The sequence below is a fragment of the Burkholderia sp. WTPI3 genome, assembly GCF_021483755.1.
Classification (GTDB): domain Bacteria; phylum Pseudomonadota; class Gammaproteobacteria; order Burkholderiales; family Burkholderiaceae; genus Burkholderia.
The window spans coordinates 1-15,163 of sequence record NZ_JAGIXF010000037.1 but is presented as its reverse complement, the minus strand read 5'-3'; the positions used below and the strand labels follow the sequence as shown (position 1 = coordinate 15,163).

Here is a 15,163-nt window from a genome sequence, read left to right as displayed (position 1 = left end):
GGTCGGCTACGCAAAATACTGTATGTTTGTACAGTATATGACAGAGATAACCGCCCTACCAACCCCCGCGTTTACGCTGCGAGCTGGTGCTCGTAGTACGGCCGCTCGCGGTCGGCGAGGATCTCGCGCAGCTGCGCGCGCCGGCTTGGGTCTGGCGCCAGCCAGGCATCGACGTTCGAGGATTTAATGGGGACAATACATCTGTCGTGTCCGGCAGCCGCCACTTCCGGTGGTGGGTCGTCGGTGATCGCCGCGAAGGACCACAAATCGTCGCCGCCAGGGATCTCGGTGCGGGTCCACAGGCAGGCGACCTGCATGTGTTGCGGGGGCGTTGGGTCGAAGCGAAGCACGACATTCTGGCCGTCGCGCTTCACGTTTTCGAAAAAAGCGTCGACGAGCACGAGCCCATGCGTGAAGCCGAAGACCTTGCGCCAGGCCGTGGCGAGCGAATCCGAGCGCGCGTTATAAGTTGCCGGCTTCTGTTTTTCGTCCGCTTCGGTCCAGCCCGGTATCCGGCATCGATACCGCATCGGCACGACCAGGCGTTTGCCGTCGAGTTCGATCAGGACGGGCGCATACCAGCCGGGGAAGATCCGCGAATCCCGCTCCTGCAGGTCCTGACGGCGAAGATCGTCGAGCCCGCGCGCTGCCGCATCGATCTTGTTCGTGGCGATCCGGACGTCCTCGCTGGCCTTCTTCGTGATCTTCACGGCAAGCTTCTTCTCTGCCGCGGCAAGCCGCGCTCGTTGCTCGAACAGATCGGTCTCCAGCTTCCGCGTCCACTGGCTGCGATACGCGGCGATCGCGGCCGAGATTTCGTCGTCGACACCAGCGAACGCGGCGTCGACCGCTTTCGGGATCTTGATGTCGCTTCCGGCAGCACGCGCGAAGAAGATGCGCCTGAACGTCTCGATGTCCATGTCGGCGCCGTAACGTCGGACGTACTCTCGATAGTTCGCCTGGATCTTTGCGGAATAGCACATTGCCGTGCCCCATAAGGAACCGTTCCGGGACAGGGTACCGCAAGTTTGGGGCATGGGCCCAACACCGGCGAGACGTTTGCCCGACCGCCGCCGAACATTCGCCCGGCACGATCGTGGCGAGGATGAGCCATCAGGCGTCCTCTCCGGGCCACCGCGGTTTCGCTGCACGCTCGATCAGGTAGTCGTCGAGATCCTTGCCTTCTAGCCATTTCGGTCGCGGCCCGAATCCAGACCATTGCTTGCCCGAAGAGGGGTCGTAGTACTTCGCTTGCGCCCGCGGTTTGCGGAATTTTCGGAAGCCTGCCGCACGCAGCAGTTCGTCCTCGGTGATGCCGTAGAGCTCCACGCGCTCCTGGACATCCGCCAAATACGCCTGCTTCTCGTCCTTCTTCAGATCCGCGAGCCGAATGTTCAATTCACGGAGTTGGGCCTGTAGGTCTTGTAGTTCATTGATCACGATCATCGCCGAGTTATTGCAATACGGCGGAATGGTAACGGATGATCGGTTCGTTGCCCGATTTTTCCCACTGGTCTCTCAAGCTTGAATCACAACCGCCGATATAGGATCTGATGTGCACACCAGCTCCGTGGACTCGCCCAAGCCCCGGCTGTTGATTTGCACGGAATCCTGACCCACCGGGGGTGCGGACAAAATCTTGGACTACCTTGGAGGTAGTTCATGTATTCATACAAAGACCGCGTTCGAGCGGTTCAGCTCTACATCAAGTACGGTAGGAGCGCAGCGGCGACTATTCGCGAGCTGGGATATCCGTCGCGCAAGAACTTGGCACGATGGTACCGTGCGTTCATTGAGGTTGGCGATTTGCCGGCGGGCTATCGCCGCTCCAGGCCACGATACTCTACCGAACAGAAGCAGATCGCGGTCGAGCATTATTTGAGTCATGGCCGCAATTTTGCCGGGACCACGAGAGCACTGGGGTATCCGTGTCGCGCAGTGCTGGCCGCGTGGGTCTACGAGCTGCGCCCCGATATTCGGAAGCGTCTTGTCAGCAATGCTCCGAATGTGCCGTCGTCCCGGGGTGGTTTTGATTTCCGCGCGCTTTTCCGGTTAGATGCCTTTAGGCCTGGCAAGGACTTGCCTTGCGGCCCTAAATATTAATTCCGATAAAACAATGGGTTAGTGTCTACCCTTCGCTAACGAAGCAGAGGGCGTCTCCAGACGTGACCAAAACGAAGATGAGCGGCCCCTCGACCGGCGGTACCAGTACACCCCGTCGTTAGGCGCTCCGACTGGTTGACGGAATGGGGTTGTCGGCCGCGATGCTCGGCAAGATCCGCTTTGCGTACAGTGACACGGGAAAATTGAAGGTGCCGCGCAAGTTGATGCCCTCGATATGAGTTGGAGCGATTCGCCGGAGTTGCTCGGTCGCGATCGGCTGCCCCCGGCTAGCTTCGATGTTCTCCAGGGCTCGTTGCATGTGGGTGGTGTTCCAAGCCATCAAGATGTTCGCGAGCAGGGTCAACGCCGATGACACTGCCGCGAGCGATTCCTGGCGCCGAGCTAGCTCCACCGGAATGCGACCGATGTGAATTGCGCGTTGCACGGTATGCACCGCTTCTCCCCGATTCAGGGCATGTTGCAACTCCGACCGGAAAGAGGCATTGGTGAAGTAGTCGATCAGAAAAATACTTCTGAATAGGCGGCCGATGTGAACGCCGCCATCGTACACAGCCTGCCCTCGAGCAGCTGATCCGAATCTGGCAATCGCTTCGACCGCCGTGCATTGGCCAGAGCGAATTGATGCAGCGATCCTCACGAATTCGTCCCACACGTCAACGATGAGACCGAGTCGGACGTCGCGATCCGTGACCCCTGCGAGCCGCGCCGGGATCTCCTGACTGCGAGGCACGTGCAGACGTCGGTCACGAAGGTGTGCCAGGCGAGGGCATAAATCAAAGCCAAGTGCCCGGGACACGCCCATCGCGAAATCGGTGTAACCGTGCGTATCGACGGCAAGTTGAGCGATGTCCTTGGTGGCGCTTTGACGGACGACGCCCTCAATTGCTGCGCCTGCTTGTCGCTCATTGAGGATGATAGGTTGATCGTAGAAAATTCCCCAGCGATCCAACACATGGGTGTACATCCCGATGGATGCCGTACGGCGACGAGGGTCTGCACGTGCTCGCCAAATTGTCCGGGTTGTCTCCAGCGACATCATGTCAGACGATGCGAGATCGGCTCGGCCCCAGTGGGCGGCGATCGGGTGCTCGTGCATGAACTCAAGGACGGCGTCGGCGGCTGCACGCAGCATTCGCTCGTCTGCGAGACGCTTCATCATTTGACGAATCGCTTCGGTTGACACCTCCGGGACCATCCGGGAAATATCAGCAGCCGTCAGCGAGGTCCCGTGAGCCAGTATCGCCGAATACACCATCAGTAATTCGGTGCGTGACCGCTGCTCGCGTCCGAGCAGGATCCAACTGAAGCGTGTCGCACTATCGATCTCGAGGATGATCTCGGGAAATTGGCCTGGCGGATGAGCTTCGAAGATCTGACGGCGAAGTTGATCGGCTTCTGCGTCTGGATCCTGCGCAGCAATCGGGTCGAGGTGGACAGCAGTATCAACCCGGATCGAACCATTGACCACGGCATCATCGAGTAATGCGAGGCGCTGTTCGAGCTGTTCAAGGATTGGTCCGAGAAATTCGTTCGGGTCTTGGGGCAGGCCGAGGTGTCCATAGTGATTGTTACGCTTTGCCTTCCACTGCTCGGCCGAGATCAGCATATGCGACTGACTTCTGAACGAGAAGCTGTGGTTGATGAAAACCGAGCCGTTGCGCAGGGCGACACGGAGCGCAAAGAGGGTGGCCCACTCGAAAGCAACCATGGCCCGCAGCCGATCGTAACCATCGATCGCCTCGCGCCACGCGCGCCCAAGCCTGATATTGACCCCGTCGGGCAGGAGATAAGCGCGACGTCGATATAGCACACGTAGTAACGAGAGAGCATCGACTACAGGATGAGCACCCTCGGCCTCGAACGGCAACTGCACGATCCGATTCAAAAGGTTACGGGCGTAGTACCGCTTTCGGACCAGGCACTGCCGGATCTGGCTCCGACGGCTGGTGGGATGCGGTTGCAAAACATCGTCTGCAAGCAGACAAAGCTTCTCCCCGAGCTGTTCGCGCGAGAGGGTTTCATCATTGGCAAGTGCTTTGACGGCAAGCGCGAACTCGCGGAGTTGATCCGAGGCCTTCATCCGCATCGCATCCACTTCGCGTGACGTGTCGTTGACAACCTTCAGTACCCATCGCCGGAGCATCTCGAGCACCTGATCAGTCGCAATACAGAGGGAATACCGCATGAAGCAGGCGGCTTCGATTCGTCGGCTTTGGGGTTCGATTCGCTTGCTGATCGATGGCGGGCGGCTCGCACAACGGCGGGCGTAGTGGCGCACCATGGCATCGTTGCATTCAACCGGCCAACGCGTTGCCACCTCGTGCATCGTGAGCAAGTTGACTTTGTCGAGGATCTCGCTCATCTGATGGGTCGAGTTGCGCAGCGGGACGGCCCACAGCCATCGCTGGAGACTTGAATGTTCTCCATGGGGCTGAGCCAGAACTCGCGCCCAACTCTCGAGTTTTTCCATACCAACAGCCTGCTCGAGCGCGCCGTGCAGTTGCCCCTCAACGTCGCGTACAGCCTGGACGACAAACTGCCTGAGCATGCGCTCGGGTGGTATCACGATGCGATGGTCGTAGAACCAACGTTTGAGATCGTTCGTCAACTGGCCGCGTTCCGGGCGACCGGTGAGTTGTTCTTTGAGCCAACGGATGACATACCGACGTTGATGTTCCGCGACGGCGCGAAAATTGATGGTGTCCCGAGCAAAGCGCTGGTGGTCGGATAAGGTCTTGAGGTTGCCATCGTAAAGTGAACGTAACGTGCCGAGGTCTGGCGGCTTTACATTCAGCTGTCGGCCAAGATGTCGCCATAGAACCGTGGGAATCTGCTTGTACGAGCCGAGCGGCCGGCCGGTCATGCGCAGAAAGCCGATGTGCAACGCGACCGCGAGGCGAAAGAGATCGGTGCGTCTTGAATCAATGGCAACACGCTCCCGCTTGGAAAACGTGAAGAATGTGGCGAGCTCGAACTCGCTCAGCTCGCGCGGCACCTGCCGGATCCCGAGATAAGCCAATCGCCAGTGGTCCATCAGCCACTCCGCATCGATGACGAGAGCGGCCCAGCGTAGCGAGGTAAAAAATGAGGTGCTACGGGGAAAGTCGGGATGGCGGCTGCAGGTGTCGATCGCCTAAGAATGGTGTCGGAACGAAAACGAGCCGATGCGCTCACGCTGCGGCGTACATAAGCAAGGAGCTTGCTCGACCTAGAATTCTCTTGCGACCCTAAAAAAATCGCTAGTTTAGCTTATGTAAAATAACTTTGGAGTCCGAAGTTACTTGCTGGTCTGCGCTTAATGATGCCTTAAGCGTCGGGTGTCAAAGTACCGTTCCGAGGCGACTGCGTGATCACGCAAGTCCTGTGTCGGTCGTCCACGCCGAGTGACGGCAAACGCGGCAAATCAACTGCAGTACGGCCCCTGATGTCCGGAGCCTTTCCGCCTGCCGCTCTCGTTTGACCCGGTTCAATACCGGGTCTTTTTTTTGACTGCTCGCAATCCTTTATGTGTCGTACCAGGGCGATATGACCCATGAACAAAAGCCCCCCTAAAATACGACCGGCCGATGACTTCTGAGTCCGATTCTGAATACTCTACCGCGCGACTCGACGACCACACGCGCTTGGCGTCAATGATGCGCGTACAACGGACGCGACGCAGCATGGCCCTGGATCATGGATCCTGAGCCGAACCCGGCCGGCTGTGCGGGCCCATAGCCCGATGCATCGGCTTGCCTAGCGGGTTCCGAAGACCGGATGCGAGCCTCGGCCTGCTGTATAGATTGTGGATAGTGAATGTCCTTTCGAGCGGGGTTGTACCCGGCTTGCTCGACCTGCACGATCTGGGCACGAACTTCCGCCCTGGTCAGACCACCGCTTGACTGACCTGCAAATGCATATGGGGGTGCAATGGCCACGGCCAGCATGATGATACGGATAGCGAACTTCATGATTTGGACCTCCAATGAACAGAACCGGCGTCCGAGAACACCTCTTCTGCCGTAAAGACAGAATGCTCCGTGCAACATGAAGGCAATGTTAACTGCGCACCCTCGAACGCATGAGCCGAGAACGACGTAGGCAGACTCCGAATCGCCGGCCCGGTGCCGTACGGCTGAAATCATGGCAGCGCGCGCCATCCTACGCCGCCGGCCCTCGACCGCCTTGTCAGGACATGCGATCGACCGTCATACCGTCAAAGCGGGGTCAGGTCGAAACAGGCAACGTAACCCGCGCGCCAAATCCCTTCCCGTTCAGCCCGTCGATATACGCGAAGCTCCCCCCGAGCTTGGCCACGATGCGTGCGACGATGGACAGCCCCAGTCCGCTGCCGCTTTCGTCGTGATCCTCGCCGCGAAAGAACCGATCCTGCAGTCGGGACAGATTCTTGTCCGAGACGCCGGGACCGTCGTCCCGTACCTGGAGAACAATCGTGCCGGTATCCTGCCACGTCGCGATCTCGACGCTCCCCTGCTCGCGACCGTACTTGATCGCGTTATCGACGAGGTTGTCGAGCAAGACTCGCACCAGGGTCGGTGGCGCATGCACGATGGCAGGACCGTCGGAGCGCGATGTCAGCAAGATCCGCTTGCGATCCGCATGCGCCTGGTGATCGCTCACGCATGTTTGCACCAGGCGCGCGAGCTCAATGTCCTCACCGGGCAACGGCACGGTCTCGTCAAGCCGCGCCAGTGCAAGCAACTGGTCCGCCAGATGCGTGCTCCGGTCGACGCCCTCGACGACCCGTTGCATCGCGCGCCGCTGACGGTCCGGATCGCGCGCCGTGAGCGCAACTTGCGCCTGAACCTTGAGCGCGGCGAGCGGGGTCTTGAGCTCGTGCGCCGCGTCGCTGGTGAACGCGCGTTCGCGATCGATCGAGCCGCGCAGACGTTGCAACAGCGTGTTGAGTGCGGCGACCAGCGGCCGCACTTCGTCGGGAATGCCCTTCGTGGCAATCGCATCGAGACTGTCAGGGGATCGTGCCTCGATCGCCTCGGACAGCGTCCTCAATGGCGTCAGGCTGCGACCGATCGTCAACCAGATCATCACGGCCAGCACGGGCAGCGCGAATGCAAGCGGTCGCGCGACGCGGCGGGCAACCTCGGCGGACAGATCCGAACGATGCGTGCGTTGCTCGAAAATACGCACGGTGCGGCCGCGCGCGTCATCGGTCAGCACGTAGGCGTGCCACTTCGGATTGCCGAACCGGAGCGGGCTCGATGCCGCAGCGGGAAATACCGGCAGATCGAGCGACTCCAGCCCCGGACTGGCAGCCAGGATTCGCCCGCCGGCGTCACTGACCTGATACAGCATCCGAGGCGATGTATCGTTGTCGCCATCATTGTCTTCGCCCGAACCGAGGACGATGTCCGCAAAGGCCGGGAGATCGGACGCATCGAGCGCGACGAACGCCCTTGCGATCTGCTCGAGGCGGGTTTCGTCCCATTCCTCGGCTTCGTGAATCGCTTGGCGGTAACTCGACACCAGCGAGTATGCCCAGACCACCACGACACACGACAGCACGAGCAAGGTGAGCCGTTGCCGGATCGAGCGCATCACGACACCTTCTCCACCACATACCCGACGCCACGAATCGTTCGAATCAGTTCGGCCCCCAGTTTCTTGCGCAGATTCGAAACATGCACTTCGATTGCATTGCTTTCGATTTCCTCGTTCCAGCCGTAGAGGCTGTCCTGGAGGCGGGCGCGCGACAAAGGGCGACCCTGGTTCGCCAGCAGTTCGACCAGCAACGCGCATTCGCGCGACGTCAACCCGATCCGTTCGGTGCCGCGCGTCACCGTCATCAGTGCGGGATCGACCGACAGGTCGCCATATTCGATCGTATCGGTACCGCGGCCCTGCGAGCGCCGCACGAGCGCACGACAGCGCGCGATCAGCTCGGCCAGGTCGAACGGCTTGCCGAGGTAGTCGTCGGCGCCCGCGCTCAAGCCGTTCACACGGTCGGCCACCGTGTCACGCGCGGTCATCACCAGCACCGGCGTATGGTTGCGGCGATTGCGAACCCACTCGAGCAATTCGATTCCCGACATGCGGGGCAGGCCCAGATCGAGCACGACGAGGTCGTACGGCGTGGTTTCAAGCGCGAGCTGTGCATGCCTGCCGTCGTGCGCCCAGTCGACTGTCATGCCGGCTTCGATCAGGCCGTCCTCTACCCCGCTGCCGATCAGCTTGTCGTCTTCCACGAGTAGCACCCGCATGTATCGTGCTCCTGTTACGCCGGACATGGCTTCATTGCCGCACGATAACCGCAGGCACGGGCAGGCATCAAGCCAGCCGCGGAAAAATCCGGTCCTTAAGAATCCGTTAACGTCGACGCCCTATGGTCGCGGTCACCGACACCCGCAATCGAATCGACGACCATGAACAGGCTACCGTTCCGACTCCGTTTCTGTGCCACGCTGGGCGTGATGCTTTCCGTGGCGGCCGCGCCAGCCTGCGCAGGCGAGATCAAGACACTGATGACAGACATGAAGCATGCGATGCAGGGGGCCATGGCCAGTCGCACGACTGCGGAAATGAACGGCTACGTGGCCCGGCTCGAAAGCGATGCGCAGCAGGCGAGCCGCCAGCGGTATCGCGACGACCAGGCGACCTACGATGAAGGCATGCGCGCTTTGAGGGACGAATTGACCGAAGTCGACCGTGCCATCCAGGCCGACGATCTGTCGGCCGCCAAGCAGGCATTGCGGCGGATCAACGGTACGAAAAAGCGCTATCACGACCTGCTCGGCTGACCCGACCCTGACACATTTTCGGACACTGAACAGGCACGCCCGTCATGAAAACCGTTACCCGCTACCCGCTGTCGATCAGTCTGCTGCACTGGCTACTGGCCGTTGCCCTGATCGGCAACCTGATCGTCGGCTTGCTGCTGGACGACAACGAAGACCTCGTCAGCCTGCACAAGTCGATCGGCATCTTTATTCTCGGACTTGTGGCAGTTCGCGTCGTGAATCGGCTTCGTACGCGACAGCGGCTGCCGCTTTCGGTCAACCCGGCCGGAACGCTGAATCATCACGCCGAGCGCACCGTCCACGGATTGCTCTATCTGCTGATGCTCGTCATTCCCCTGCTCGGGTGGATGAAGACGAACGCGGCCGGACACACGGCCAACTGCTTCGGACTCTTTTCGTTGCCGACGCTAGTGCCGAAGGACCGCGCTCTGTCGCACTGGCTAGGAGAAGTGCATGCGCTGACGGCTTACGGGCTGGCCGCGCTGGTGGGCTTCCATGTGCTGGCTGCACTGGTGCATCGGCTGATCCGGATGGAAAACATTCTGCCGCGCATCCTGCCGTGGTCGACGCGTGCCGACCAGCATCAGGCCCGGACGGAGGATATTGGCTGAAGCCGGAATATGCCAAGTGGTGCGAGCCGCGCTCCACCTCGTGGCCCCGCCGACAGAAGCAACGACCTTCACAAACAAACAGTGAGTCGGAAGTCAGCAAGCCTTTCGACGGGCGAATTGAGCGCTGGCCGGCAACGCAACGTCAGTCGCCGATGTGCACCGCGGCCTTTCTAAGCATCTGAATGCGATGCGCCGGTGTGATCTTCAACACCCTTGACTCCCGGAATACCCTCCGCGGCGACACGCATTGCTTGCACTTCGTTCGGTGCCCAGGCGTAGTAGCCCCAAAGATGGACAACCCCGTTCTTGACGATGACGTTTCGGCCAGGAAAGCTCCATTTATGACCCGCGATCTCGGCCAACAACATGCCTCGAATCTCTCGGTCGCTCAGGACCTGTTGCAGGTTCGGTGCCGACGGCGAAATCGCAAGCGCCTGAACCAGATTGGCGCGGCTCACGATCCCAACGATCTCATTGCCGCGCACGACAGGAACGCTTCTGATGCGTGCCTTTTCAAGAATGTGCGCCACCTCGTCGATCGGCGTCATCTCTTCGACGGTATTCACGTGCTTCGTCATGACATCTTTTACGAGTTGCGCGTGCGTCTTCACATAGCCAGCGGCATCGTCGCGGCGGGCAATCAGTAGCTCCAGCCACCACGCGCGACGTGGCTTGTCCGTATCGATCTCCACACGCCGCACCAGATCCGACTCGCTGATCATCCCGATCAGACGTCCATTATCGTCGATCACGGGCGCTCCGCTTATGCCATGCTCGACGAGCAGCGCTGCTGTTTGCTGTACTGTCATATCCGGCTTTACGGAAATCACTGCCGGTGTCATGACATCAATGGCGTGCATGGTCAGTCTCCTCGAATCCGCTTCAGTCAAGCGCCCTGCACGGCGCTTCCTGCTTACCCGATGTCGAGGTTAGGCAACTTGCGCATCGGTTCGTTGATATGAGTCAACACCGTAGCCATAGCTCGCCATGCCGAATATTCCGGACGTTTCGGCGCGGCTACGCGCATAGCCAAACCGCCCTGGCCACTTCGCCTGTCGATGTGCCCTTTGATCACGATCAATCGTCGACAGGTTGCATCGCAGTAAATATTGGCAAGTAGCTTATGCCTGAGACACGAATCGATACGACAATGACCGGCACACGGGCATCAACTCCAATGGCGACCAGAACTGATGAACACTGTATCGACCGACAACGTCTCCCTCCCGAAGATTCTAGGATGCGTTGTGGCAGTCCGTGGCGCAGTCGTCGATCTCGCGTTCCCGACCGGCATGCTGCCGCCGGTGGACACTTCGGTTTCGATCGAAGTCGACGGCGGCAGTTCGATCGTTGCGGAAGTACAAGCCCACCTCGATGAGCGGACCGTCCGCGCACTGGCAATGCAGTCGACCAACGGATTGCCGAGAGGCGCGTCGGCGCAAGCGTCCTGTCAGCCGATCTCGGTTCCGGTCGGCAACGCCGTACTCGGACGCCTGATCGACGTGATGGGTACGCCTGGCGACATGGGTGAGCCGCTTCCCCTCGATGTTCAACGCCGCCCTATCCACCAGCCACCACCGGCGTTGTCCTCACAGGACAGTGCAACCAGCATATTCGCGACTGGCATCAAGGTCGTCGATCTCCTCGCCCCACTGGCCCGGGGCGGCAAAGCGGCGATGTTCGGCGGCGCCGGCGTCGGCAAGACCGTGCTCGTCATGGAGCTGATTCATGCGATGGTCGAGCGCTACAAGGGAATATCGGTGTTCGCCGGCGTCGGGGAGCGCTCGCGAGAAGGTCATGAACTGCTGGTGGACATGCGGCATTCCGGTGTGCTGCCGAAGACCGTGCTCGTCTACGGGCAGATGAACGAGCCGCCGGGCGCGCGCTGGCGCGTTCCGCTGACCGCCCTGACCGTTGCCGAGCACTTCCGCGACGAACAGCGCGAGAACGTGCTGCTCCTGATGGACAACGTATTCCGCTTCGTCCAGGCCGGCGCCGAAGTGTCGGGTTTGCTCGGCCGACTCCCGTCACGAGTCGGCTATCAGCCGACCTTGGCGAGCGAAGTGGCGGCCTTGCAGGAGCGCATCGTCTCCGTCGGCGGCGTCTCGATCACGGCGATCGAGGCCGTCTACGTGCCCGCGGACGACTTCACGGACCCCGCCGTCACGACCATTGCCGCGCACGTCGACAGCATGGTCGTCCTGTCGCGCACGATGGCCGCCGAGGGCATGTATCCGGCGATCGATCCGATCACGTCGTCGTCGATCCTGCTCGATCCGCTGGTGGTCGGCGCCGAACACGTCCGGGTCGCGACCGACGTGCGGCGCACGATCGAGCACTACCGCGAGTTGCAGGACGTCATCTCGCTGCTCGGCATCGAGGAACTGGGCGCGGACGACCGCCGGATCGTCAGCCGGGCCCGGCGTCTCCAGCGGTTCCTGACCCAGCCGTTCGCCGTCACCGAGGCTTTCACGGGCGTGCCCGGCAGCTCCGTCGCGGTCGAGGACACCATCGCGGGTTGCCGCGCCATTCTCGACGGCGAATGCGATGCGTGGCGCGAGCAATCGCTGTACATGGTCGGGACGCTCGACGAAGCCCGCGAGCGGGAAAAGGAGACGTCATGAACACGGCGCTCCGCCTGACCATCGCGACGCCCGCCGGGATGCTGGTCGATGCGCCCGACGTCGCCGCGTTTCGCGCGGAGGACGCGACCGGCAGTTTCGGCGTTCTGCCAGGGCACACGGATTTTCTGACCGTGCTGTCGCCGTGCGTCATGCGCTGGCGCACCGCGGACGGCACGCGCCGGTTCTGTGCGGTAAGCGGCGGCGTGTTGCGGGTCGTCAACGGCAAGGAGATCAGTATCGCGTGCCGTGACGGAGAACTCGGCGAAACGCTCGACACGCTGGAGGCCCGCGTTCGGGCAACCCGCGAATCGCGTCTCGATGCGGCGCGCCGCGTGCGGGTCGAGCAAACGCGTCTCAATGCCCAGGCCATCCGGCAGATACTGAAGTACCTGCGCCCCGGCGCGCCGGACACGGCCTCACGCACGGACGGTACGACGGAAGGCAATGGCCATGCGCGATAAGCCCGGAAGCGATGCGCCGTCGCCGCACGGTCCGGACGCGCAGGCCCCCGAACCCGGCGGGCCGGTGCTCGAACGGACCGCGCAGCGCGCCGTCCGGCGCGACCGGCAGGCGCGCGACGTGCCGGAGCCGACGGTGGGCTCGCGACTCGGGCAGATCGGCATGCTTGGCTGGCTGGTCGTGATTCCGGCCTTGCTGGCGTTGTGGCTGGGCCACTGGCTCGACCGACATTTTCATACCGGCGTGTTCTTCTCCGCGCCGCTACTGATGCTGGGCGCCGCGTTCGGGCTGTGGGCCGCGTGGCGCTGGATGCATCGCCAGGGCCCCGGGAGCTGAATCATGATGCCCGTCCAGACGTGGTCGATTCCCGTCCAGGTTGCCGCAGGCGGCCTGACCGGCGCGCTCGTCGGCGTTGCCTATTTCGCGTCGCTGCATGCCAACGTGCGCAGCTACGTCCAGGATGCGATCGGCATCGCCATCATCGTGCATCTCGTTCGTTTCGGCGTGCTCGCCATGGTGCTGTTCGGCCTCGCGCAAGCCGGGTACGCCGCGTTGCTGAGCGGCCTCGCCGGCATCATGCTCGCGCGCCGCGCGACGCTTCGCCCGCCGGGAGGTTCGTCGTGATGCATTCGCCGCTCATCACCGAACCGCTGTTCCGCATCGGCGAGGTGCCGGTGTCGGCGCCGGTGGCCACCACCTGGGCGCTGATGGCGCTCGTCGCCGTCGCGGCGGCAGCCGTGCGCCTGCGGCTGTCGCTGACGCCCGGCAAACTCCAGGCGGCCGCCGAGCTGTTCGTCTCGACGCTCGACGGCCAGCTGCGGGACACCATGCAGATCGATCCCGCGCGCTGCCGTGCCCTGCTCGGCACGCTGTTCCTGTTCATCCTGGTGTGCAACTGGTCCAGCCTGATTCCGGGCGTCGAGCCGCCCACCGCGCATCTTGAAACCGACGCCGCGCTCGCCGGCATCGTCTTCGCGTCGACGTTGTTCTACGGCATCCGCGCGCGCGGGCTGGCCCGCTATCTCGCGTCGTTCGCGCAACCGACCTGGATCATGATCCCGCTCAACCTGGTCGAGCAGATGACCCGTACCTTTTCACTGATCGTGCGGCTGTTCGGCAACGTCATGAGCGGCGTGTTCGTGATCGGCATCGTGCTGTCGCTCGCGGGCCTGCTGGTGCCGATTCCGCTCATGGCGCTCGACCTGCTGACGGGCGCGGTTCAGGCCTACATCTTCACGGTACTCGCAGCCGTGTTCATCGGTGCCGCGCTCGGCGACGAAAGCGCGCCGGCCCAGCATCCACCGCAAGGAGCATCATGAACAACTGGATTCAACTGGCAAGCATCGTCGCGGCAGCCATTGCCGTGTCCTTCGGCGCGATCGGCCCGGCACTGGCCGAGGGGCGCGCGGTCGCCGCCGCGATGGACGCGCTGGCGCGCCAGCCGGAATCGGCCGGCACGATCTCGCGCACGCTGTTCGTCGGTCTGGCCATGATCGAAACCATGGCGATCTACTGTCTCGTGGTCGCCCTGCTCGTACTGTTCGCCAACCCGCTTACCCGGTAAGCCGCGGCCATGCGAATCGACTGGTGGACGTTCGGCTTCCAGACGATCAACGTCCTCGTCCTGATCTGGCTGCTGTCGCGGTTCCTGTTCAAGCCGGTCGCCAGGATCATGGCGGATCGCCAGCAAGCCGCCGCGCGCCTGATGCAGGATGCCGCGGCCGCCCGCGACGCGGCGCGGCAGGATCGCGACCGGGCCGCGAGAGACGTGGCCGCGCAGGAGGCGGCGCGCGTCGACGGATTGAGTGCGGCCGCGGCCGAGGTCGAGCGCCTCAAGGCGTCGCTGCTCGCCGACGCACGCGCCGAGGCCGACACGCTGAGGCGATCCGCCGAGGCCGAAGTCGAAGCGATGAAGGCGGACGCGCTGCGCGCCAACGCGGCACGGGCCAGCCAGTTTGCGCTCGACATCGCGGCCCGGTTGCTCGCGACGCTTCCGGCCGGCACGCGGGTGGACGGTTTCATCGAACCCCTCGCCGACGCCGTCCGCGCGCTGCCCGCGGAGGACCGCGCACGCGTCGGCCGCGACGGCGAGCCGCTGCGCCTGATTGCCCCGCGCGCCTTGAGCGACGACGAGCTGAATCGCTGTCGCTCGTCGCTCGCGACGGCGCTGGGTCATGACGTGCCGATGCAGGCCGACGTCGATCCGGCGTTGATCGCGGGGCTCGAACTCGTCTCGCCCCACGTCATCGTGCGCAACAGCTTTCGACACAGTCTGGATTCACTGAGAAGCGAACTCATTTCTCATGGCGACGAACGAAACGCATGACGGCGCCGGCGATGCCTGGCTGACCGACGGCAGGACCGTGCTGGCGGCGCTGAATCTCGCTCCGCGGGCGGAATCGGTCGGGCGCGTCGAGCACGTCGCCGACGGCATTGCACAGGTGAGCGGCCTGCCGCAGGTTTGCCTGAACGAGCTGCTGCGGTTCGACGGAGGGCAGTTCGGCTTCGCGCTCAAGCTGGACGTCGACATGCTCAGTTGCGTGCTGCTCGACGGCGGCGGCGGCATTGCCGCCGGCACGCGCGTCTCGGG

16 protein-coding genes and 2 pseudogenes are annotated in these 15,163 nt (G+C 62.5%); 11 read left to right on the top strand and 7 right to left on the bottom strand.

Annotated features, from left to right (window positions below):
• Positions 1-71 precede the first annotated feature (71 nt).
• Together J7024_RS20385 and J7024_RS20380 are read right to left on the bottom strand one after the other, a co-directional pair.
• Positions 72-983 carry an SOS response-associated peptidase family protein gene (locus J7024_RS20385; protein WP_234745417.1) on the bottom strand — a complete coding sequence of 304 codons (912 nt, stop codon included), beginning with the start codon at positions 981-983 and terminating at the stop codon, positions 72-74.
• A gap of 130 nt (positions 984-1,113) precedes the next feature.
• Entirely contained in the window at positions 1,114-1,440 is a 327-nt protein-coding gene (locus J7024_RS20380) for an H-NS histone family protein (protein WP_234745421.1), read from the bottom strand.
• 222 nt (positions 1,441-1,662) lie between these two features.
• On the opposite strand from J7024_RS20380, the pseudogene J7024_RS20375 reads away from it, so the two are divergent.
• Positions 1,663-2,019 (top strand): annotated as a pseudogene (locus J7024_RS20375) (IS3 family transposase); the annotation flags it as partial.
• Between the two features lie 202 nt (positions 2,020-2,221).
• Here J7024_RS20375 and J7024_RS20370 read toward each other — a convergent pair.
• From J7024_RS20370 to J7024_RS20355, 4 genes are all read right to left on the bottom strand, one after another.
• Positions 2,222-5,158, bottom strand: a complete 2,937-nt coding sequence (locus J7024_RS20370; RefSeq protein ID WP_234745416.1) for a Tn3-like element ISBusp1 family transposase — start codon at positions 5,156-5,158, stop codon at positions 2,222-2,224.
• 595 nt (positions 5,159-5,753) lie between these two features.
• The gene (locus J7024_RS20365; protein ID WP_234745415.1) at positions 5,754-6,074 is read right to left on the bottom strand and encodes a DUF4148 domain-containing protein; all 321 of its coding nucleotides are present in this window, start codon (positions 6,072-6,074) and stop codon (positions 5,754-5,756) included.
• Between the two features lie 256 nt (positions 6,075-6,330).
• A complete protein-coding gene (locus J7024_RS20360; protein WP_234745420.1) occupies positions 6,331-7,680 on the bottom strand; it encodes an ATP-binding protein in 1,350 nt (449 codons plus the stop codon).
• Positions 7,680-8,342, bottom strand: a complete 663-nt coding sequence (locus J7024_RS20355) for a response regulator transcription factor (protein ID WP_234745414.1) — start codon at positions 8,340-8,342, stop codon at positions 7,680-7,682. The genes J7024_RS20360 and J7024_RS20355 overlap by 1 nt, the downstream gene beginning before the upstream one ends.
• A gap of 162 nt (positions 8,343-8,504) precedes the next feature.
• Between J7024_RS20355 and J7024_RS20350 the strand changes: the two genes are divergently transcribed.
• Together J7024_RS20350 and J7024_RS20345 are read left to right on the top strand one after the other, a co-directional pair.
• Entirely contained in the window at positions 8,505-8,879 is a 375-nt protein-coding gene (locus J7024_RS20350) for a cytochrome b562 (RefSeq protein WP_234745413.1), read from the top strand.
• Positions 8,880-8,923: 44 nt separating this feature from the next.
• Positions 8,924-9,490: a cytochrome b gene (locus J7024_RS20345; RefSeq protein ID WP_234745412.1), complete on the top strand. Its 567-nt coding sequence runs from the start codon at positions 8,924-8,926 to the stop codon at positions 9,488-9,490.
• 170 nt (positions 9,491-9,660) lie between these two features.
• Here J7024_RS20345 and J7024_RS20340 read toward each other — a convergent pair whose 3' ends face one another.
• Positions 9,661-10,350, bottom strand: a complete 690-nt coding sequence (locus J7024_RS20340; protein ID WP_234745411.1) for a CBS domain-containing protein — start codon at positions 10,348-10,350, stop codon at positions 9,661-9,663.
• Positions 10,351-10,683: 333 nt separating this feature from the next.
• On the opposite strand from J7024_RS20340, the gene atpD reads away from it, so the two are divergent.
• The 8 genes and pseudogenes from atpD to J7024_RS20300 all read left to right on the top strand — a co-directional run.
• Positions 10,684-12,114 carry a F0F1 ATP synthase subunit beta gene (gene atpD / locus J7024_RS20335; protein ID WP_234745409.1) on the top strand — a complete coding sequence of 477 codons (1,431 nt, stop codon included), beginning with the start codon at positions 10,684-10,686 and terminating at the stop codon, positions 12,112-12,114.
• Positions 12,111-12,575 (top strand): F0F1 ATP synthase subunit epsilon, encoded by a 465-nt coding sequence (locus J7024_RS20330; RefSeq protein WP_234745408.1) that lies wholly within the window; start codon positions 12,111-12,113, stop codon positions 12,573-12,575. The genes atpD and J7024_RS20330 overlap by 4 nt, the downstream gene beginning before the upstream one ends.
• Positions 12,565-12,909: an AtpZ/AtpI family protein gene (locus tag J7024_RS20325; RefSeq protein ID WP_234745407.1), complete on the top strand. Its 345-nt coding sequence runs from the start codon at positions 12,565-12,567 to the stop codon at positions 12,907-12,909. Before J7024_RS20330 ends, J7024_RS20325 begins: the two co-directional genes overlap by 11 nt.
• Positions 12,910-12,912: 3 nt before the next feature.
• Positions 12,913-13,197, top strand: coding sequence for an ATP synthase subunit I (locus J7024_RS20320; RefSeq protein WP_234745405.1), 285 nt, complete (start codon positions 12,913-12,915; stop codon positions 13,195-13,197).
• Entirely contained in the window at positions 13,197-13,892 is a 696-nt protein-coding gene (locus J7024_RS20315) for a F0F1 ATP synthase subunit A (protein ID WP_268838391.1), read from the top strand. Before J7024_RS20320 ends, J7024_RS20315 begins: the two co-directional genes overlap by 1 nt.
• The gene (locus J7024_RS20310; protein WP_234745403.1) at positions 13,889-14,137 is read left to right on the top strand and encodes a F0F1 ATP synthase subunit C; all 249 of its coding nucleotides are present in this window, start codon (positions 13,889-13,891) and stop codon (positions 14,135-14,137) included. Before J7024_RS20315 ends, J7024_RS20310 begins: the two co-directional genes overlap by 4 nt.
• Positions 14,138-14,146: 9 nt before the next feature.
• On the top strand, positions 14,147-14,899 hold the full coding sequence (locus J7024_RS20305; protein WP_234745401.1) for a F0F1 ATP synthase subunit B family protein: 753 nt from the start codon (positions 14,147-14,149) through the stop codon (positions 14,897-14,899).
• Positions 14,877-15,163, top strand: a pseudogene (locus J7024_RS20300) (F0F1 ATP synthase subunit alpha); the annotation flags it as partial. The gene J7024_RS20305 and the pseudogene J7024_RS20300, both read left to right, overlap by 23 nt.

Coding starts and splice junctions, on each gene's coding strand:
- J7024_RS20385 (WP_234745417.1), bottom strand. CDS start 983: ATGTGCTATTCCGCAAAGATCCAGGCGAACTATCGAGAGTACGTCCGA.
- J7024_RS20370 (WP_234745416.1), bottom strand. CDS start 5,158: ATGGACCACTGGCGATTGGCTTATCTCGGGATCCGGCAGGTGCCGCGC.
- J7024_RS20365 (WP_234745415.1), bottom strand. CDS start 6,074: ATGAAGTTCGCTATCCGTATCATCATGCTGGCCGTGGCCATTGCACCC.
- J7024_RS20360 (WP_234745420.1), bottom strand. CDS start 7,680: ATGCGCTCGATCCGGCAACGGCTCACCTTGCTCGTGCTGTCGTGTGTC.
- J7024_RS20355 (WP_234745414.1), bottom strand. CDS start 8,342: ATGCGGGTGCTACTCGTGGAAGACGACAAGCTGATCGGCAGCGGGGTA.
- J7024_RS20350 (WP_234745413.1), top strand. CDS start 8,505: ATGAACAGGCTACCGTTCCGACTCCGTTTCTGTGCCACGCTGGGCGTG.
- J7024_RS20345 (WP_234745412.1), top strand. CDS start 8,924: ATGAAAACCGTTACCCGCTACCCGCTGTCGATCAGTCTGCTGCACTGG.
- J7024_RS20340 (WP_234745411.1), bottom strand. CDS start 10,350: ATGCACGCCATTGATGTCATGACACCGGCAGTGATTTCCGTAAAGCCG.
- atpD (WP_234745409.1), top strand. CDS start 10,684: ATGAACACTGTATCGACCGACAACGTCTCCCTCCCGAAGATTCTAGGA.
- J7024_RS20330 (WP_234745408.1), top strand. CDS start 12,111: ATGAACACGGCGCTCCGCCTGACCATCGCGACGCCCGCCGGGATGCTG.
- J7024_RS20325 (WP_234745407.1), top strand. CDS start 12,565: ATGCGCGATAAGCCCGGAAGCGATGCGCCGTCGCCGCACGGTCCGGAC.
- J7024_RS20320 (WP_234745405.1), top strand. CDS start 12,913: ATGATGCCCGTCCAGACGTGGTCGATTCCCGTCCAGGTTGCCGCAGGC.
- J7024_RS20315 (WP_268838391.1), top strand. CDS start 13,197: ATGCATTCGCCGCTCATCACCGAACCGCTGTTCCGCATCGGCGAGGTG.
- J7024_RS20310 (WP_234745403.1), top strand. CDS start 13,889: ATGAACAACTGGATTCAACTGGCAAGCATCGTCGCGGCAGCCATTGCC.
- J7024_RS20305 (WP_234745401.1), top strand. CDS start 14,147: ATGCGAATCGACTGGTGGACGTTCGGCTTCCAGACGATCAACGTCCTC.